The 20649-nt window shown below is 49.2% G+C and carries 17 protein-coding genes; 9 read left to right on the forward strand and 8 right to left on the reverse strand.

The annotated features are described in order from the left end of the window. The first annotated feature begins 16 nt into the window (after nucleotides 1-16). The 6 genes from H608_RS0104165 (at nucleotide 17) to H608_RS0104190 (ending at nucleotide 8704) form a co-directional block, all read left to right on the forward strand. Entirely contained in the window at nucleotides 17-1558 is a 1542-nt protein-coding gene (locus H608_RS0104165; protein ID WP_155990041.1) for a DUF6850 family outer membrane beta-barrel protein, read from the forward strand. A gap of 41 nt (nucleotides 1559-1599) precedes the next feature. Next, nucleotides 1600-2757: a cytochrome-c peroxidase gene (locus H608_RS0104170; protein ID WP_028786581.1), complete on the forward strand. Its 1158-nt coding sequence runs from the start codon at nucleotides 1600-1602 to the stop codon at nucleotides 2755-2757. A gap of 290 nt (nucleotides 2758-3047) precedes the next feature. Continuing rightward, nucleotides 3048-3515 carry a DUF4920 domain-containing protein gene (locus H608_RS0104175; RefSeq protein WP_028786582.1) on the forward strand — a complete coding sequence of 156 codons (468 nt, stop codon included), beginning with the start codon at nucleotides 3048-3050 and terminating at the stop codon, nucleotides 3513-3515. Between the two features lie 121 nt (nucleotides 3516-3636). Continuing rightward, entirely contained in the window at nucleotides 3637-4803 is a 1167-nt protein-coding gene (locus H608_RS0104180) for a PepSY-associated TM helix domain-containing protein (protein WP_051268020.1), read from the forward strand. A 196-nt stretch (nucleotides 4804-4999) separates the two neighbouring features. After that, nucleotides 5000-7477 (forward strand): TonB-dependent receptor, encoded by a 2478-nt coding sequence (locus H608_RS0104185; RefSeq protein ID WP_051268021.1) that lies wholly within the window; start codon nucleotides 5000-5002, stop codon nucleotides 7475-7477. A gap of 84 nt (nucleotides 7478-7561) precedes the next feature. Beyond that, the gene (locus H608_RS0104190; RefSeq protein WP_028786585.1) at nucleotides 7562-8704 is read left to right on the forward strand and encodes a PepSY-associated TM helix domain-containing protein; all 1143 of its coding nucleotides are present in this window, start codon (nucleotides 7562-7564) and stop codon (nucleotides 8702-8704) included. Here H608_RS0104190 and hemL read toward each other — a convergent pair. From hemL to hemA, 8 genes are all read right to left on the reverse strand, one after another. Beyond that, on the reverse strand, nucleotides 8691-9980 hold the full coding sequence (gene hemL, locus H608_RS0104195) for a glutamate-1-semialdehyde 2,1-aminomutase (RefSeq protein WP_028786586.1): 1290 nt from the start codon (nucleotides 9978-9980) through the stop codon (nucleotides 8691-8693). The genes H608_RS0104190 and hemL overlap by 14 nt on opposite strands. Before the next feature lie 41 nt (nucleotides 9981-10021). After that, nucleotides 10022-10390, reverse strand: coding sequence for a four helix bundle protein (locus tag H608_RS0104200; protein WP_028786587.1), 369 nt, complete (start codon nucleotides 10388-10390; stop codon nucleotides 10022-10024). Between the two features lie 99 nt (nucleotides 10391-10489). Beyond that, entirely contained in the window at nucleotides 10490-11470 is a 981-nt protein-coding gene (hemB, locus tag H608_RS0104205) for a porphobilinogen synthase (RefSeq protein ID WP_028786588.1), read from the reverse strand. Between the two features lie 39 nt (nucleotides 11471-11509). Then, nucleotides 11510-12415 (reverse strand): oxygen-dependent coproporphyrinogen oxidase, encoded by a 906-nt coding sequence (hemF, locus tag H608_RS0104210; RefSeq protein WP_028786589.1) that lies wholly within the window; start codon nucleotides 12413-12415, stop codon nucleotides 11510-11512. A gap of 186 nt (nucleotides 12416-12601) precedes the next feature. Further along, nucleotides 12602-13633 carry a uroporphyrinogen decarboxylase gene (hemE, locus tag H608_RS0104215; RefSeq protein WP_028786590.1) on the reverse strand — a complete coding sequence of 344 codons (1032 nt, stop codon included), beginning with the start codon at nucleotides 13631-13633 and terminating at the stop codon, nucleotides 12602-12604. 16 nt (nucleotides 13634-13649) lie between these two features. Further along, nucleotides 13650-14354 carry a uroporphyrinogen-III synthase gene (locus H608_RS21190; RefSeq protein WP_051268022.1) on the reverse strand — a complete coding sequence of 235 codons (705 nt, stop codon included), beginning with the start codon at nucleotides 14352-14354 and terminating at the stop codon, nucleotides 13650-13652. Next, a complete protein-coding gene (hemC, locus tag H608_RS0104225; protein ID WP_028786591.1) occupies nucleotides 14341-15300 on the reverse strand; it encodes a hydroxymethylbilane synthase in 960 nt (319 codons plus the stop codon). Before hemC ends, H608_RS21190 begins: the two co-directional genes overlap by 14 nt. Before the next feature lie 6 nt (nucleotides 15301-15306). Further along, nucleotides 15307-16542 carry a glutamyl-tRNA reductase gene (gene hemA / locus H608_RS0104230; protein ID WP_051268023.1) on the reverse strand — a complete coding sequence of 412 codons (1236 nt, stop codon included), beginning with the start codon at nucleotides 16540-16542 and terminating at the stop codon, nucleotides 15307-15309. A gap of 145 nt (nucleotides 16543-16687) precedes the next feature. Here hemA and hemH point away from each other — a divergent pair, with 145 nt between their 5' ends. From hemH to H608_RS0104250, 3 genes are all read left to right on the forward strand, one after another. Next, nucleotides 16688-17746: a ferrochelatase gene (hemH, locus tag H608_RS21195; protein ID WP_051268024.1), complete on the forward strand. Its 1059-nt coding sequence runs from the start codon at nucleotides 16688-16690 to the stop codon at nucleotides 17744-17746. Between the two features lie 15 nt (nucleotides 17747-17761). Next, the gene (locus H608_RS0104245) at nucleotides 17762-18310 is read left to right on the forward strand and encodes a CopD family protein (RefSeq protein ID WP_028786593.1); all 549 of its coding nucleotides are present in this window, start codon (nucleotides 17762-17764) and stop codon (nucleotides 18308-18310) included. Nucleotides 18311-18584: 274 nt separating this feature from the next. Next, entirely contained in the window at nucleotides 18585-20648 is a 2064-nt protein-coding gene (locus tag H608_RS0104250; RefSeq protein ID WP_028786594.1) for a TonB-dependent receptor plug domain-containing protein, read from the forward strand. Nucleotide 20649 lies beyond the last annotated feature (1 nt).

Raw genomic sequence — 20649 nt, forward strand, 5'->3', positions numbered from 1 at the left:
GAGAGAATAAATGAAGATGTATAAAAAATTAATCACACTCGGTTTGTTAGCTCCACTCTTCAGTGGGGCACAAACCGGTCGTGTTGCTGACAGCCTTTACTTTTACGGCCAGGAAAACCGGCAACTGATCTTTACGCAATCCAACGCTACGCTGTTGCAGGCCGCACCGTTTCGCAAAGCAGCGATAGCAAGATTGTCGTGGGACAGAGAGTCCGGATCGTTCCGCCGTTCGCAACAGGCGCAGGAAGGCAACACGATTGCTTTTTATACAGAAGGATTTGAACAGCTCGGACGTTTTCGTCTGGCCGGCAAGTTTCGTTTTGACCGCGTGCGCGAAGACAGTCTCGGCTGGAATCTTCAGGGCCTGGAAGAAGAAGGACAGCCTTATTATTTCTTTGCCGCAAAAGCTGGTGAATACGAGCGGCAGAATTACAAAGCAGATGCCATTATCAGTTATGAACTGATGAAGAACAAAGTGTATCTGTCGACTGGCGTAGATTATCTCTATCATTGGACAACACGCTCCGTCGATCCGCGACCTGATTCGAAAACCTATCGTTTGCTGCTTCGTCCCGAGCTGAGTGTGCGTTTGGGTACGCATTTGGTCGGTCTGCAGGGCGTTTGGGGTCGCGGACGCGAAGCAAATGCCAAGCCCGCTTATAAAAACAGCAACTACGCCGGCAATCTTACTTATCTCGATCGCAACCTGAATCTTAGTCTCGGCTACGGACACTTCGCGCGTACTGCCGATCATGGATTATTCCACTATGATTATTTCTCGGGTGTCGGCGTTAACTATGACGGTAATTGGAAAGGGCTTTCCATTCAGTTCCGTTCAAACTATCTTTTCACGGAACAGGAACATACCTTTTACGACTGGGGACGTGAGAAGTCTGAACTATACAGCCTTGTACAAAACGACCGGGCCGAAGCTGATCTGCTGATCACGAAAGCAACAGCGGCAAACCGCCAGCAACTGCGGTTAACCGGCACCAGTGTAAAAACATTGAACTGGAGTTCTGAATTTAACGGCACCAATTATCAATATGTGAGAAGTTCGGTCGATGTAGGGTATTGGTACAGGTTGGAAGGAAAAAGAAAACTTAAACCTGAATTCGGCTTGGGTATCAACTGGACGGATGTAACGCGCGAAGATGTGGTGGTAAGTCATTACCTGCAATATTCCATATTGCGCCCGGCTGTTTATGCAAATGTGTATTACGATCAACAGCACAGTCGTTTTGCAGCAGGCATTGAAGCTGCTTACAATATGTCGTTGCAGGCTTCGTTGCAAGTGCCGCCGACACAGGTAGGTTACTTCACCAAAGGCATCGCTATTCCTGATTACCTGTACTATGGCAGCAACTACTGGCAGGGAAGATTGAACCTGCAATACCAAACCTCTAAATTGCTACCCCGTATGTCAACCGGTTGGAAAGTGACGGTTGACTGGAGCAGGCTGTCTGCCGGAGCGGAGGGGCCATTGCCCGGGGAAACATTTTTCAAACCCAGCGGTAATCGTTTGCAATACGGCATTTCCATGTTGCTCTATCTCTGATCTATTGGTTTAAGAACCTAAACATTATTAGCTTTGCACCCATGAAAAAATGGGCAGTCCTTTGTCTTATCGTCTGCTCCGCTATCGCCTGTACGGTAGCGGTGAAAAATAGTGCCCCGGCCAAACCCAAACTGGTCATTCCTGCCGGCACCTATGAAGACACGCTCCGTTTTTTATATTCCCTTTCACCTGATCAATGGCCAGCTCCGTCGGTCGATTCGGGTGTGGTATGGAAAGAATTAGGCGTGGTACTGGACAGCCCTTTAAAACCTTACATGGATTCGCTGCGCCACCTGATCGGTTTGGGAAAAATGTTATTCTTCGATCCGCGGCTCAGTGGCAGCAACCAGATTTCCTGCGCCAGTTGTCATGTGCCCGATCTTTCCTGGACAGATGGTCGCGGTAAATCGGTCGGACATGATCAGCAGTCCAACAAACGCAATGCTCCCAGCATCCTGAATGTTTGGTATTACGAGCGCCTCTTCTGGGATGGCCGCAGTCACAGTCTCGAAGACCAGGCTTTCAGTCCCATCAACAGCGAAATTGAAATGCACAGCGACATGCCCGAAGTAATGGCCAAACTGCGCAGGATTCCCGGTTATAGACCTTTTTTCGATTCAGCATTCGGCCGTCCTGAAATTTCTCCGGAAACAGTCACCGAAGCGTTAGCCGCCTTTCAACGAACCGTGGTCAGTCGCAAAGCCGACTTCGACGATTTTCTTTCGCGTGATAAACAAGCCCTGTCGGATGCCGCACTCCGCGGTCTGCACATCTTCCGTACAAAAGCGCGTTGCATGAATTGCCACAACGGTCCTTTATTTACCGACAATAGTTTTCATAATATCGGGCTTACTTATTACCAGCGCGAGAACGAAGACCTCGGGCGTTACAAGGTAACCGGCCGCGCTGAAGACGTAGGCCGTTTTAAAACGCCTTCCCTGCGCGATGTGATCCGCACACGCCCCTGGATGCACAACGGTTTGTTTGATAACATAGAAGGAGTGATCAACATGTATAATGCCGGTATGCCACAGCCCAAACGCAAACCGGAACAGGCCGCCGATACTTTATTTCCCCGCACAGATGTGCTCATCAAAAAGCTGGATCTGAACAAGCAGGAAAGGGACGACCTGATCGCCTTCCTGCACGCGATAACGGCTGAGCCGCTCCGGGTAAAGATGCCGGTACTGCCGAAGTAATTCAAAATTCAAAAGTCAAAAGTCAAAAAGAGTGAAGGGTCAATTGGCAATTGTTAATCAGAGCTTGAAAAACTTTTGCCGCTTAATTACTTTGCGCCTTTGCGTGCAAAACGGCTTCGGTTCACGCAAAGCTGCGTGAGGCGCAAAGAGCATTCCGCCAATTTTTGAATTTTGACTTTTGAATTTTGACTTAGTTGTTTGTTTATCAGCTTAATACCTGTTTTTTACCAATTCCAGACTTTCCGTTTGTTATGAATGGTTAACTTTGTGCTCCAATTAAACATTGTTACATGAAAAGAATCGTTCTTGCCGCAGCCCTGTTCAGCACTGCTGCTATTGCACAACCTCCGGCTGGTGATGCCAAACCCGGTGACAGCTATGGTGAAAAAGTAAACCCCGCGGGCGCGATCGCCATTGCAGAAATTCCTGCCAAACTCGCCAACACAGAATCCATCGATACCAAGATCAAAGCCAAAGTACTGGATGTATGCCCCAAGAAAGGCTGCTGGGTATCATTGGCAATCAATGATTCTACCACTGCATTCGTAAAAATGAAAGATTATGCTTTCTTCACACCGTTGGCGCTCAAGGGCAAAACGGTTGTACTGGATGGCAAGGCCTTCGTAAAAACGACTTCTGTTTCCGAACTCCGTCACTATGCGGAAGACGCGAAGAAATCTCCGGAAGAAATTGCCGCTATCACTGAGCCGAAAAAAGAAATCCGTTTTCTGGCAAACGGTATCACGGTAGTGGAATAAACAGATCGCCTTTAAAATGTTAAAGCGCCCATCCGGGCGCTTTTTTTGGCTCCTGGCGGGCAGTATTTCCGGTTTGCGTAAGCGCTGATACCCGCGCCTGATGCACTTTTGCACCTTCAACATGGCAGAAAAGAAGGCAAAGAAAAAAAGTTTCCTGCAGGCACAACGTGGCCGGGTTCTCTGGGCACACCGCTGGCTGGGCCTGATCTCCGGCCTGGTCGTTTTTATAGTATCGATCACCGGATGTATTTATGTTTTTGAAGAAGAACTGCGGGATATTTTTCAAAAAAAATACTACCACGTTTCTACCGACGGGCATACCGCACGTCAGCCACTGGAAAATGTATCCGCCGCATTATACAAAGCCTTCCCGGATGCTTCAGTAAGACAAATCCGCTTTGATGAAGCGGCCGGCGCTACCATTCAATATTTTACCAAAGACAGCAAGGTTATTTCCATGAATCCTTACACGCTCGAAGTGGCCGGGGTGAGGAGTACAAAAACGGATTTTTTTTACTGGATACTCGATGTGCATCGTCATCTCGCGTGGGGCGATACCGGCAGCGAGATCATCAAATGGAACGTACTGATATTTTTTATCCTTTGCGTGAGTGGTCTGATCATCTGGTGGCCCAAACAGCGGAGATTTTTCAAACAGGCCGCTCGTATAAAATTTCAACGGAAGAATTTAAAACGCCTCAATTGGGACCTGCATTCCGTACTCGGATTTTATGCATTGGCCGTCTTGTTGTTGATATCACTTACCGGTATGTTCTGGATGTTTGATTGGGTGAAAGATGGCGTAAGGCTGGCTACGGCAACACCAGCGGTGAAAGAAGCAAAGATCCAGTCGCAACCATTGGACGGAAAAATCTACACCATCGAACAGGCATACAGCCAGGCGATTGCAAACTATCCCAGGCCGGAAAAAGTGGTACTCATTAACGCCGCAGACGAGCCCAAAGCGGCTATCCGCGTGTTGTTCCGTTATCCTTATACTGTAGTGCGCAAGCAAAGCACATTTTTCTATGACAAATACAGCGGTCAACTGCTGAAGGCGGCGCCTTATAGCGCTGATACGCCTTATGATAAAGTAGCGAAGGCCAATTACCAGTTGCATACCGGCAACATCCCATCGCTCGGTATCGGCAGTAAGATCATTTATTTCCTGGCCAGTCTTTTCGCGGCATCGCTGCCCGTTACCGGCGTCATCATCTGGTGGGGACGCGGTAAAAAAGGGAATAAGAAGAAAGTCAGCCGGCCGGTACAGGTGGCCACTGCCGCCTGAGGTGTTTCCGGTTTGCGTAAACCATTTTCCCGATAGCGCGTGGAGCCGTTTCAGCCCACCGGTAATTTTGCAACCGGTTCTTACAAGTTTAAAAAAAACATGGGTGGTCCCGGAGTTTTCTTTTGTTGGCAGATTAAGCAGTTAGTATGATGCAAAAGTTTTCCGGGGCGCACCCGCCTATAACAATCTCCATCAGATGAGTCCCGTACATACATTCCGAAAACTTTCTTTTGCATTTTCCGTGCTACTCGTATTTTCTTTTTTAAGTCAACCTGCATTTTCGCAAACCAGTTTCGGTTCCCTGAAAGGCACTGTTTTAACCTCGGATGGTGAACTGGCAGCCGGCGTTACCGTCCGTTTGCGTGGTACGTCGCGGACTATCATCACCGATGATGCAGGACAATTTGTTTTTCCACGCATGAATGCCGGCAACCACGAACTGGAAATTTCGTTCGTTGGTTACGAAACACTTCACCAGCAGTTGAGCATCGAAGCTGGTAAGGAAACAACCGTTTCCCTTTCACTGCGCTTGTCAGGCGAACAGTTACAGGAAGTAATTGTGAAGGGCCAGACCGGCCGCATCAATCCGGTACGCAGCGACCAGGTAGCACGCATACCGCTTAAAAATTTAGAAAACCCGCAGGTGTATACCACCATATCGCGCCAGTTGATCACCGAGCAACAATTGTTCACGGCCGACGATGCCATGCGTAATGCCACAGGTGTACAGAAAATGTGGGAAGGTACCGGCCGCAGTGGCGACGGCGGAAGTTATTACAGCAGCCGCGGTTTTATCATGCAGGCCAAACTCCGCAATGGCCTGGCAGGAGTGGTCAGCAGCACCATCGACGCGGCCAACCTCGAACGCATTGAAGTGATTAAAGGTCCGTCTGCCACGCTTTTTGGCAGCACCCTCACTTCTTACGGCGGTCTTATTAACCGCGTAACTAAAAAACCTTATGATCGTCTTGGCGGCGAAGTAAATTATTCATTGGGCCAATATGATTTCAACCGTTTCAGCGCCGATGTTAACACGCCGATTGATCAAAAGAAACAATGGTTGTTCCGCATGAACGGTGCGTTGTCGACAGAAAATAGTTTCCAGGATCAGGGTTATGCAAAAGCCGGCGCGATTGCTCCATCGCTGCAATACAAACCCAATGATAAACTCACGGTGAATCTGGATGCGGAATTGTATTATGGCAAAAGCATCGGTAAACAAATCTATTTCTTTTATTTCCCTGCAGCCGCATTGGGCGCAACCCGTGCCGATCAGTTGCCTGTTGATTATAAAAAGTCATACATGGGCGAAGGTTTGACGCAGCATACGCGCAGTGCTAACTACTATGCGCAGGTGAATTATAAAATCTCGAAAAGCTTTACGTCTTCCACCAACTTCACGCTGAGCAACAGCTACTCCAATGGTTTCGGACCTTATTTTTATTTTGTGCCGGATGATGTGGCAACGGGTGATCCCGCACAAGCCGGTAAATCGAATTACATCACGAGAGCGGATCAGTCGACGCGCGACAGCCGCAGCCGATTGTTCGGCGTGCAGCAAAATTTCAATGGCGATTTTATGATCGGCAACATGCGTAACCGTATCGTGGCCGGCCTGGATTACCTGCGCCTCAATTCAAAACAGGAGTTCTTCGGAAGCGTGTTTGATGTAGTGCCGGTCAACGACAAAGACTATGACTACAGTGCTTTCAACGGTGATGCGTTGAACAACCTGTATGCAAATAATGCTCCTGATTTCGTTTATCCTATCCGTTACGTCAGCAATACCTACAGTGCTTATGCACTCGATGTGCTGAGCCTGACGAAGAACCTGCAGGTACTCGCGGGATTACGATTGGATTATTTTGACAACAAAGGTGGTTCCGAAGGTGGCGCAGTGCCCGCTTATAACCAGGCTGCGCTTTCACCTAAATTTGGCATCGTATATCAGCCGCTGGCAGATCGTGTATCCATCTTTGCCAACTATCAGAATAGTTTCAACAACAAAGGTGCTTACACCGCTTACGATCCCCAGGATGCCGACAGCCTTGTACAGTTGATGGCAAAGCCCGAGCAGGCTAACCAGACAGAAGCCGGGGTGAAACTCGATATGTTGGGCGGAAGATTGTCTGCTACTGTTTCCTATTATTATATTGTAGTGAAAAACATGTTACGTACCAATCCCGATCCGGAAGCGGCTTCACGTTTTGCGCAAATACAAAATGGCGAACAACGCAGCAAAGGGCTGGAAGTGGAAATAACCGGCAACCCGGTTCGCGGGTTGACGATCGTAACAGGGTTCAGCTATAATGATTCCAAAATGCAGAAAGCCGATGCGGATGTAAACGGCCGTCGTCCAACCACTGCATCGTCGCCGGTGAATGCGAATATCTGGGCGGGATACCGTTTCCCGGACGGATCGCTGAAAGGACTGGGATTTGGTGTGGGTGCCAACTATGCCAGTGATAACAAAGTGATGAACAGTCAAAGCATGGGCGTATTCATTCTGCCATCGTACACCGTGTTGAATGCATCGGCTTATTATCAATGGGAAAAATTCCGTCTCGGTGTAAGAGCGGATAATTTTACCAACCAAAAATACTGGATCGGGTATACGACGATGAATCCGCAGAAGTTGCGCCAGGTGGTAGGCACTTTGTCGTACCGGTTCTGAAAATGAAAAAATAAAGAACAACAGTTGCTCCCGCGAAAGCCGCGGGGGCAATTTAATTATACAGCATTATACGAATCCGCATTTATGTCGTTCAAAAAAATAATCGGTCAGGTACACTTATGGCTGGGATTGAGCTCGGGGCTTATCGTGGTATTCCTGGGTATTACGGGCTGCATATTGGCGTTCGAACATGAGATAAAATATTTCACGGATAAAACACAGTTCACCCAAGAAGAGGCGAAGCCTTTATTGCCTCCGTCGCAACTGCGCGCTATTGCCACCAAAGCCTTGCATGCTGATCCGCGTTCAATTGAATACCGTGGCGCCGGCAAATCCGTATTTGCTTATTATTATGATGAAAAAGATTACCGCGTTGCTGTATTGAACCCCTATTCCGGGGAGATATTGAAAGTGCGGAACATGAACACGGAGTTTTTCCGCGTGGTGATGATCGGTCATTATTATCTGTGGCTGCCGCCGCATATCGGGCAGCCGATCGTGGCATCTGCCACGTTGATCTTTTTGGTGATGCTGATCACCGGCGTCATTCTCTGGTGGCCGCGCAACAAAGCGGCGCGCAAACAACGGTTCACGATAAAACTAAATGTGCGCTGGCGTCGACGCAACTACGACCTGCACAATGTATTGGGCTTTTATATGTCGTGGGTAGCGGTGTTCCTGGCCATTTCCGGACTGGTGATGGGCTTTCAATGGTTTGCCCGCACGGTTTACTTTGTGAGCTCGGCCGGTAAAACGATGCCTGCACATGAGCATCCGGTATCGGATACTACACTGGCGGCAACTGCCGGAGCAAAGGGTGAAGACATTATCTGGCAACAGTTGCGTGCGATAGCGAAACCGGATGAATCGGTAGCTGTTTATTTACCGGCCACTTCATCCGACGCGCTGGAAGGCGCTGTCAATCACCGGCCGGGCACCTATTACAATACCGACTATTATCACTATGATCAATATTCATTGAAAGAACTGCCGGCAACGGGCATCTATGCGGGTAAGTTTAAAGATGCGGCGGTAGCGGATAAAATTGCGCGCATGAATTATGACATTCATGTAGGCGCAGTATTGGGATTGCCGGGGAAAATATTGATGTTTGCGGCGAGCCTTATTGCCGCTTCGTTGCCCATCACCGGCTTTTATATCTGGTGGGGACGGAGAAAAAAGAAACGTATGCCCGCCAAAGCAACCCCGCCTTCTATGCCTCTTTAGCCAGGAACTCTTCGGTTGCCTTAATGGTGTGATCAAGATCAGCCTGTTCTAATGCGTTGCTGATAAACCATGTTTCGTAAGCAGAAGGTGGCAGGTAAATACCGGCATTCAGCATATGATGGAAATACCGGTTGAAGCGTTCGTTGTTGGCCGTCGCGGCATCTGCAAAATTATTGACGGGCTTATCACTGAAGTGCACGCTGATCATGCTGCCGGTACGGTTGATGATATAAGGAATACCTGAGCGTTGCAATACTTCATCGAGGCCTTTGTGCAGGTAGGCCGTTTTGTCTTCGAGTTGCTGATAGATCTGCGGATTGTCTTTGAGTGTTTTCAATAGCGTATAGCCGGCGATCATAGCCAATGGGTTGCCGCTGAGCGTGCCTGCCTGGTAAACGCTGCCAAGTGGGGCGATGTGTTCCATGATTTCGCGTTTGCCGCCGAATGCGCCAACAGGCATTCCTGCGCCAATCACTTTTCCATAAGTCACCAGGTCAGCTTTGACTCCCAGGCGTTCCTGTGCGCCACCGGCTGCGAGGCGGAAGCCTGTCATTACTTCATCAAAAATGAGTACGATATTTTCTTCGTCGCATATTTTACGCAGTCCTTCGGCAAAGCCGGGAGCCGGAGGAATACAGCCCATGTTACCGGCAACAGGTTCCAATATGATGGCGGCGATTTCGCCTTTGTTTTGCTGAACGAGTTGGTTCACCGCGTCCAGATCGTTGTAGGCGCAGGTAAGTGTGTCTGCGGCAACGCCGGCGGTTACGCCTGGCACGGTTTGTATATTGAAGGTAGCGAGTCCGCTGCCTGCTTTTACGAGAAAGCAATCAGCATGTCCATGGTAGCAGCCTTCGAATTTGATGAATTTATTTTTTCCCGTATAACCTCTTGCGAGTCTTATGGCGCTCATGCAGGCTTCGGTGCCGCTGCTCACCATGCGGATAAGATCGACATTGGGTACCATGCTTAGAATGAGCTCGGCCATTTCTGTTTCCAGGGCCGTGGGCGCGCCATAGGAGGTAGAAAAAGCGGCGCGCTGGCAGATAGCTTCCACTACTGGTTGGTAAGCATGTCCGAGGATCATTGGTCCCCAGGAGTTGATGTAGTCGATGTAGCGGTTGCCGTCTTCATCATACAGGTAAGCGCCTTCGGCGCGTTTGATAAATATGGGCGTGCCACCCACGCTTTTAAAGGCCCGTACGGGGGAGTTGACACCGCCGGGGATGCTTTGTTGAGCGCGAAGAAACAGGGTGTTGCTGGTTGGGGTGTTCATGCTTCTGGCTTTTAGGTTCGTCAATCGTGAATCGTTAATCGTCAATGGTTGTTTTCCTGTGATTTGATCAGTTTACTAAGCATCGAAAAACATTTGACAATAAGTGTCCCAATTGATTCAAGATCGGGGTCGTTAATTAAATTAAGATCTTTTGCAATGTCTAGTGCTGCGTCAACCTCTATGAGTGATCCGCGGGCAACTTCGTAAAATCTTTTTCTTTCTGCAGAAGATTTTCTGGAAGCGCTTTCTGCAATATTTAAGTGAACTGAAAGTGCTGCTCGTCTTATCTGTGATGACAAAATAAACTTTTCTTCGGGCGGCAGTTTTTTTGCTAACGAATAACACGCGGTTACAAACTGACGCGAGTAACGATGGATATCTAACTCCTGATGGTTGAGAACAAGAAACATTTTTTTAGTCTCAAAATAATTTGCTTCTTATTCCAGGCAATGAGGGAATCACCAGCGCCAATAGTTATTTTTCGTCCTAACCTATCCACGATTGACGATTCACGATTCACGCAGCAGCTTCGCTGCCTCTTTCGCAAAATACGTCGCTATCAAATCCGCTCCGGCTCTTTTAATGGATGTCAGGCTTTCAAGAATCGCTTTGTTCTCATCAATCCAGCCTTTTTCCGCCGCTGCCTTGATCATGGCATACTCACCACTTACATGATACGCACTCACCGGCACTGTTACGCTATTCTTCACTTCACGAATGATATCGAGATAGGCCATGGCTGGTTTTACCATTACGATGTCGGCACCTTCTTCTACATCCAGCAGTGTTTCGCGGATGGCTTCGCGGCGGTTGGCATAATCCATCTGGTAAGTTTTCTTATCGCCAAAACCTGGCGCGCTGTCCAGTGCATCACGGAACGGACCATAGAAACAGGAAGCATATTTTGCACTGTAACTCATGATGCCCACTTTAGTAAAATTGTTTTCTTCCAGTGCTTTGCGGATAGCACCGATGCGGCCATCCATCATATCGCTGGGCGCTACCATGTGGGCACCGGCTTCAGCATGACTTAAACTCATTTTTACCAATGCTTCAACGGTTTCGTCGTTTATGATCTCTCCGTCTTTTACAATGCCGTCATGGCCGTACTCCGAATAAGGATCTAGCGCTACATCGGTCATCACATACATCTCCGGAACGGCTTCGCGGATGGCGCGGATGGTGCGTTGCATCAGGCCGTCTTTATTCCAGGCTTCTTTACCGGTATTGTCTTTAACCTCGTCGGCAGCTTTTACAAAAAGCAATACACTGCGGATGCCGAGTGCGTGCAGTTCTTTTACCTCACGCACGGTGCGGTCGAGCGAATAGCGGTAATAGCCCGGCATCGAAGGAATTTCGTGCGCCACTTCTTCCCCTTCGTCTACAAACAACGGGGCAATAAAATCGGCGGGACTCAATGTCGTTTCCGCTACCATGGCACGGATAGCGCCGGTTGTGCGGAGTATGCGGTTTCTTCTTTGGAGATGCATGTTCAGTTGTTTACGGTACAAAATTAACGCAAATGGCTGCTATACCCAGTCTTTCGGTGACTGGCATACGGCGAGCAGCCTTGCTTCTTCGCTTCCTGGTTGCGGCTGATAGTTATAATCGAAGCGAACAGTAGGAGGCAGGCTCATTAAAATACTTTCGGTGCGACCGTTGGTTTTTAAGCCGAAGATGGTACCGCGGTCGTGGATGAGGTTGAATTCAACATAGCGTCCACGACGTATCTCCTGCCAGTATTTGTGTTGAGGTTGCCATGTCATTGACTTGCGTTTCTCCGTGATGGGTATATACGCTTCGATAAACGAATTGCCATTTGCCTGCTGAAAAGCGAACAGGTCTTCGAGAGTGCGGTTTTCAGCAGGACGCAGGTAATCATAAAACACCCCGCCGATGCCTCTCGTTTCCACACCGCGATGTGCGTTGTTGAAATATTCGTCGCATTGTTTTTTATAAAGCGGATACCATTCTTCTCCGAATGGATCCATGGCGTTCTTCAATGTCTGGTGAAAATGTTTCGCGTCTTCATCGAAAAGATAATACGGGGTGAGGTCGGCGCCGCCACCAAACCACCGGTCAATGATGTCGCCGGCTTCGTTGTATAATTCAAAGTAGCGCCAGTTGGCGTGTGTAGTAGGGACAAATGGATTTTCCGGATGAATAACGAGGCTGAGTCCACAGGCAAACCAGCTATGTCCGTCGATTTTCAATTGCTGCCGCATGGTTGCGGTAACCGGACCAAAAACAACTGACGTGTTCACACCGCCTTTTTCAAACAAAGCACCGTTGGCGATCACACGGGTACGGCCGCCGCCACCTGCTTCGCGTGTCCAGTTATCTTCCTGGAATTTGGCGAGGCCATCTGCCTGCTCGATTACCGCGCAGATGCGGTCCTGCAGGTCATGAATAAAGTTGATCCATTGTTCGCGCATAGTAAGTAAAAATTCAAAATTCAAAAGTCAAAAAGGAATGAATCGTCAATGGTGAATCGTGAATCGTCAATAAGGCTGCTTCATCAAAAACTTATAACTTAACACTTACAACTTATTACTTAAGCCTTACGCCTTAGGCCGAAGCTTCGGCCCGAAGTGTCGGGCCTTTCACCTTATACTTATAACTCACCACGCAAACTCCTTCACCGTATTCACAAACGCCTTAGCATGATCCACCGGTACCTGTGGTAAAATGCCATGCCCCAGGTTAGCTATATAACGGCCGGGACCAAAGGCACGTAACATCTTACGTGTTTCGGCTTCGATCACGGGAATGGGAGCAAACAATTTTGCGGGATCAAAATTTCCCTGCAACGTTACCTTATCGCCGGCAAACTGACGCGCCATTGAAGCGCTGATACACCAGTCGATACCCAGGCCCTGCGCCCCGGTTGCGGCCATGGCTTCAAGACTGTGCCAGGCACCTTTTGCAAACACGATCACCGGTGCTTCATCTTTTACAGCCGCAACGATCTGGCTGATATAAGGCAGTGACCATACAGCAAAATCATCCGGGCTTAACAAACCACCCCAGCTATCGAATAACTGCACTGTATCGGCACCTGCATGGATCTGCTGACGCAAATAAGCGATGGTGGTGTCGGTGATCATCTGCAACAACTGATGTGCGGTTTCGGGCTGGGTGTAACAAAATGCCTTTGCTTCGTCGAAGGTTTTGCTGCCTTTCCCCTGCACCATGTAACAGAGCAATGTCCAGGGGGCGCCGGCAAAACCGATCAATGGTACGCGGCCATTCAGTTCCTTTTTGATCAGGCGGATGGCATCAAACACATAACCGAGTGTTTCGTCTACATCAGGTACACGTATACGGGCAAAGTCGGCATTGCTTTTAATGGGGTCGGGTAGTACCGGACCTTTGTGTTCGATCAGTTGCACTTCGAGTCCCATAGCCTGCGGAACCACCAGGATATCGGAGAAAAGAATGGCTGCGTCCACCCCCACAATATCAACCGGCTGCAGGGTGATCTCGCAAGCCAGCTCAGGTGTCTGGCAACGTTCGAAGAAGCTGTATTTTTCACGGATCCGGATATACTCGGGCAGGTAACGTCCGGCCTGGCGCATCATCCATACAGGAGGACGGCTTGTTTGTTCTCCGCGCAAAGTTTTTAATAAAAGGTCGTTCTGTAGTGTGGACATATCGGTGTTATAAAAATTAGCGATTATAAAATTTCATCACTTCGCCGATCATCTCGGCCTTGCCGGTTTTGCGGCAGGTAATGATTTCGAATTTTCCTTTTTTCTCCAGGGAAGCCGTTGTGGTAGGCCCGGTTGAAAAAATAGTTTGTGCACTGTTGATCTTGTTGTGCCGGAAAAAACCATCGACAGCAGACGGACTGAAAAATAAAAGTCCATCGAAATCATTTTGCACGCGATGCGGTACAGTTACCGTATGATATACGTTGATCTCATTCACGAGTACGCCGTTTTTTTCCAATATTTCCGGCAGATCGTCCATGCGTGAAGTGCCGGAGAAAAAAATGATCTCATCGGGTTCCTGTTCTTCCAATATGATTTCTGCAAGAGAAGCTGCATTGTTGGCCGTGCCGGCGATCATATTTTCTCCGAAAACAGATGCCGCCAGTTCAGTAGTCTTTTCACCAACGCAATAAATCAGCCAGTCGGGCTGCTGTTCTTCTTTTGTGTCGGCAACAACCTTCACGGCATTCTGACTGGTGAATACCACGATACTGCTCAACAGGAATGCGTTGTCAATTTCCTGTTGTATTTCCGTGGAACCGATTGCTTCTGTTTCGATAAAAGGCAATACGGTGATGTCGATGTTTTCTGCGGCTGCATCATCGACCAAAGCGCGGGGCAGACGGGCGGTTGACAATAACCGGATTTTATTTTTTTCCATAATCGGATGCTTCCGCAATGGCGCGGCCGCCATTGGCCAGCAGTTCTTCTGCGGCGATTGTCCCGATGGTGGAAGCGTCTTCCAGGGGGACTGTTTTTTCAATAACAGCTTTTTCTTTTCCGTCGGGCGTGAGGATACTTCCCTGGAAGAAAAGTTGCTGATCGTTTATCTGAGCCAATGCACTGATCGGCGTTGAACATCCGCCCATCAGAGTACGCAAGAAATCTTTTTCAGCCTGTGTACACAAGGCCGTATGCAGGTGATGAAAAGATTGGCAGGCTTCGTATGTAAATGCATCATTTTCTCCGCATACCACAACGATGGCGCCTTGCGCGGGAGCGGGCAGCATCCAATCGAGTTCGATTGCATTGTCCGGCAAAACACCGATACGCTGCAATCCTGCCGCTGCGAAGATCGCTCCATGCCATTGGCTTTCTGCTAATTTTTTCAAACGTGTGTTGACGTTGCCCCGGAGATTTTCCATCGTGCTCTGCGGATAACGGTGCAGCCATTGAGCACGGCGGCGGATCGAACTGGTGGCAATCACAGCAGGAAACGAAGTAAAAGCTTCGTCTTCGTTGTTCAGTTGTTCGAGAAAAGGGATTGCATCCGTGTCTTGCTTCGGTACCAATACATCCTTATAGCTGGCACGTTCGAGCACGGCAGTTTGCACGATGCCTGCGGGCAAACGGGTAGGCACATCTTTTTGCGAATGCACGGCAAGGTCGATGCGTTTTTCGAGCAGAGCGATATCGAGGCTTCGCGTGAAGATACCCTGTACGCCCATTTCGTAAAGTGGTGTGGTGAGGTTGATATCGCCTTCGCTTTTGATGGGGACGAGCTCGGGGGCATAACCGGCTTTTTCAAGCAGGTCTTTCACTTTATTGGCCTGCCAGAGGGCAAGCTGGCTTTCCCTTGTTCCTATACGTAAAATCTTTTCCGGCATTTCAGCTTAGCGCATTTGCAGATAATCGTTGATCGCATTGATGAACTGGCAACCTTTTTCCTGGTTGGTGCGCAGGTTAACAGCCAGGCGTGAAACGGCTTTCTGAACTTTTTGTTCTTCTGCTTTCGGGGCCATTTCGCAGTATTGCGGTTGAATCTCGCTCAATTCATACAGCTTGTCTTTCCAGCTTTTGATATGAAGGGAATAGCGGTATTCATGCAGCCAGTTGCAGAATTCAGTTTTATAATGAAGAATAATTTCTTCGGCTTTAGGCACTTCTGCCTGGCGACGGGCAAAAGTTTTATCCAGGATGGTGGCAGATATTTCATCCACATCGATCACTTTCACATCCGCAATATTGCGCACGGCAGGATCAACATTAACGGGCACCGACAGATCGAGTACCAGTTGCTTTTTATTTCCTTCGAAAAAAGAAGGAACAACGGTATGTGCGGAGGCATTGGTGCATACGATCACCACATCGGCTTGTTTTACCGCATTGGAAATATGTTCGTAAGCAACGGCGGTAGTACCGGTACGTTCTGCCAGTAATTGTGCCGTTTCAAATGTGCGGTTGCTCAGGCTTACCTGTGCATCCGGAAGATATTCGCGGAGATTGCGGACCACGTTTCCGCCGAATTTTCCTGTGCCAATCACCAGCACGTTGCGGCGATCCGCAGCGGGCAATTCGCGCAGCAATTCGATGGCTGCATAAGAAACGGAAACCGTTCCACTGCTGAGTTCGGTGGCGGTCTTTATTTTTTTGGAAGCCTGGTAGGCATAATTGACGGTGCGATTCATGATCGGCCCGATCATATCGAAAGAGGCCGCCATGTCTACGGATTGTTTGAGCTGCCCCAGGATCTCATAATCGCCAAGAATTTGCGAGTCCAGTCCAGCTGCTACATGATAGAGATGGTTCAATGCATCCAGCCCGCTTTTGAGATAGGCGAATTGTAAAAACTGATCGCGGCTGCCGCGTGTCACCTGCGTAAGCAGGTTAACGAGCAACATCACGTGCTCGGCAAAACCATATATCTCGGTGCGGTTGCAGGTAGAAACAACGAAAACGCTGCGGAGATTCAACTGTTGCGCCTGTTCGGCAATGCGGGCATATTCTTCACGACTGACAGAAAAAGATCCACGGACAGCCGTACCGGCAGCCTGGTAATTGATGCCGGCCACGCAAAAGCGGTCGAGGATCTGGGTGGATATCATATTTTCCTGCGTGTGCGGAATCATACAGATGCGCAAAGTTAGGAGGGTGCAACAGGATAAAAGTCACAAGTTTGTCATGGAAGAAATAAAGCGACAAAGCATTGTTTTTTTGGATGAATAGAGGTATATAACCGACCTTTGCAGCCCGGTAAAAAATCGCCGTTTCAAGATGAATTCTCCCCGTAAAGCCATACTGCTGATGAATCTCGGATCGCCCGACAGTACATCTGTAAAAGATCTGCGGACTTACTTAACTGAGTTTCTCATGGATGAGCGGGTGATCGACAAACCGCGGTGGCTGCGCAGCCTGCTGGTGAAAGGCATTATTGTGCCTTTCCGTGCACCGAAAAGTGCCAAAGCTTACCAGTCGATCTGGACGGAAGAAGGATCACCGCTGATCGTATTGACCAAACAATTGCAATCGGCCGTACAGGAGCAGGTATCTTACCCGGTTTCCATCTGTATGCGGTACGGCAATCCCTCGCCCATGACAGCCATGCAGGAGTTGAGCAAACAATATCCTTCGCTGGAAGAAGTGGTATTGGTGCCGCTTTATCCGCATTACGCGTGGAGCAGCTACGAAACGGCGGTGGTGTATGCTTTGCACCAGCACAAACACGGCGGATTCAACTTTAAAATGACGGTAGTGCCGCCGTTTTATGAAGAGCCTGCTTACATCGATGCACTGGCAGAAAGTATGCGTCCGTATCTCTCGCAGCCGTATGACCTGATGATCTTCAGCTATCACGGCATTCCGGAGCGCCATATTACCAAACGTCATCCTGCAGGTACGCACAATCTGAGCACATCGGATCAATGTTGTTCTGAAGCAAAATACCAGCGTTACTGTTACCGTCACCAGGTGATCCGGACCACGCATCTCGTAGCGGAGAAATTGGGTATCCCGCGGGAAAAATATACCTTATCGTTTCAAAGCCGTCTCGGCCGCGATCCGTGGTTGCAGCCTTATACCGCAAAAAGCCTCGGGGAATGGCCTGGCCAGGGATATAAAAAAGCGGTGATTGCGTGTCCCGCGTTCGTAAGCGATTGCCTGGAAACCATCGAAGAGATCGGTGAAGAAGGACGCGAGTTGTTTCTGCATGCCGGCGGCGAATCGTTTACGCTGATTCCTTGTCTCAATACCCATCCAGATTGGGTGAAGACCCTGGTTGGGTTGCTGGACAAAGCGGCACCTGCTGAATTGGAAGACGATAGTTTTGAAGGGTAAAATATAACTCCGGCCATGAATCTCTACATCAAAGCGCTGCATATCATTTTCATCGTTACCTGGTTTGCCGGGCTTTTTTACATGCCGCGACTGATGATCTACAATACCGAGGCAGGGCAGCAGCCCGAGCCGGCGCGCGGTATTTTACGCAGCCAATTCGGCATCATGATGAAGCGGCTCTGGTTCGGCATTACCTGGCCATCGGCCGTGCTCACGCTCATCATGGGCGGCTGGACTTTGTGGTCGGGCGGATGGCTCAACAACTTCGGGCAGCATTCCTGGCTGCACATCAAACTGACTTTTGTTATTTTCCTATATGCTTATCATTACTCCCTGCATGTATTGCTAAGGCAGCAACTGGCAGGCACTTTCCGTTATTCTTCGCAGCAACTCCGCATCTGGAACGAAGTAGCCACCATTTTCCTGATCGCGATAGTGATGCTGGTGACAGTGAAGCAGAACATGAGCGTGGTGTGGGGATTAACCGGACTGGTATTGTTTGTGGTTGTGCTGATGAGCGCGATCAGGATTTATAAGCATGCGAGGGAGCGAAAGCGGATGTGAAAATGTACCCGCCGGAGGCGGGATGTGTAGATGTGAAAATGAAACAGCCGGAATAATTCAAAAAGGTAACGCTTATACAATCATATTGTCCAATCGTTATAGGTCATTCACATTTGCACATGGTCCCTGCGGCAGCAGGGCACATTTCCACATTGACAAATCGCAAAGCGATTTGTCACCTCCCTGTCATTTACCGGTTGGCGTAAATCCTTTTTCCTGATTGCGAAAGCGTACCGTTTTTTTTCAGGGCACCTTTGCAGCCTGAACGGCTACCATGAAGAAAATTTACGCATTAAGCATTCTCCTGGCCGGCATGTTGCCGGCTTTCGCTCAAACCGATACCACACAAGCGCTTGGCGAAGTGGTGGTGACAGGTCAATATGCCCCGCAACCACTCCGCAGCTCAGTATATAAAGTGCGGACCATTAATGCAGAATACATCCGCATGCGCGGCGCTACCGATATCGTGGGTGTACTCAACAGCGAACTCGGTATCCGCTTCGCCACCGACAACACTCTCGGTGAATCCGATACCCGCATACTTGGATTAGGCGGCGCCCGCGTCAAGATCCTGATCGACGGCGTGCCACTGGCCGACCGCGATGCTACCAAACAAAGCCTCACACAAATAGATATCAATACCATTGAAAAAATCGAGATCGTGGAGGGTCCGATGAGTGTGATCTATGGTACCGACGCACTGGCCGGCGTGATCAATATCATCACCCGCAAAGCTGTCAAAGGCCGCGACAACCTCAGCATTTCCGTACGTGTGCAGGAGGAAAGCATTGCTGATACCTACAGCCCTTTCTCCGGCAACGGTATCCACAACGAAAACATTACCATCAACTGGAACAATGCGCACTGGAAAGCCAGCGCATACGTTACCCGGAACAACTTCGGCGGTTATACCGACACGGCGGCATTCCCCGCAAAAGTTTTCAAGCCCAAAGATCAATGGATGGGCGGTGTGGGTCTAGGTTACCGTTTCCGTCAGTTCAACGCATGGTACCGTGTCGACTACCTGAACGAAGAACTGTTTGCGGCATCTCCGATGAACCTGAACACCGGTCTTTCTTTCCGCCAATACTATATTACCAACCGCTATACGCATCAGTTGCAAACCGACTGGACTATTTCCCCGAAATGGAAACTCAATACGGCCGCCTCCCTGCAGGATTATAAAAGAAACACGGAGTCTTACACCAAAAACTACGTGACCGGCCAGCAGGTGCGCAACGACAACCCGGCCAATATCGCCGCGGGATATTGGGATATAACAAAATTCCAGACTTTCTTTTTCCGCGCAGCGGGCGTATGGGAAGCTTCCCCAAAGATATCTGTACAACCCGGGTTTGATATTAAGTATGATAAAACGAGTGGCCAGCGTGTAAGTGGTACGCCTTCTATTACCGACTATTCATTTTTCCTTTCTTCGGAAATCAAACCCGTAAGCTGGGTGAATATCCGGCCGGGAGTACGTTTCAGCAAAAACGCTGTTTACGATGCACCGCCGGTTATTCCTTCGATCAATACCAAGTTTCGCCTGAGCAAAACCCTCGATCTGCGTGCATCTTACGCACGCGGATTCAGGGCGCCGATCCTGCGCGAACTTTATTTCAATTTCTTCGATGCCAACCACAGTATCCAGGGTAATCCCGATCTGAAAGCGGAAACCTCTAACAGCTATATGCTGTCCATCAGTTGCAACACCTTCAGCGTTGGTGGCGTTCGCATCACTTCATCTTTGTCCGGTTTCTACAATGACTACCGCGACTTCATCGATCTCTACGGCTTCCGCGATGCGAACAACAACGAGATATTCTCTTATTTTAACCGCGACAGGTACCGCACCATCGGTGGCATCTTCGACAATACTATCACCTGGAGAAATCTGACGGCTAATGTAGGCGTGTCTTATATCGGCTACTACAACAAATTCCAGGAAGATAAAAGCCTGGCCGGTGAGCGTTCACGTTTTGCCTGGTCGCCCGAAGTGAATGCAAACGTACTGTATGCATTTCCCCAACTCAAAGGAAGCGTGGGGCTGTATTACAAATTCACCGGCAAAATTCCCGTGTACAACCTGAATGCGGACGATGAAATCGTGCTGTCCGAACGCGACGCATTTCATTGGGCCGACCTTACGTTGTCAAAAGATCTCTTCAAGTATTTCCGTCTGCAGGCCGGTGTCCGCAATCTGTTTGATGTAACAAGACTGAACAGCACACAAGGTGGCAGCAGTGGAGCGCACAGTGGCGGTGCCGTTACCAACTATGCCTACGGCCGTTCTTACTTCGCCGGCATCGTATTTCAATGGAATAAATCAACCAAATAAA

Origin of the sequence: Terrimonas ferruginea DSM 30193 (genome assembly GCF_000425585.1) — a bacterium.
Taxonomy (GTDB): Bacteria; Bacteroidota; Bacteroidia; order Chitinophagales; family Chitinophagaceae; genus Terrimonas; species Terrimonas ferruginea.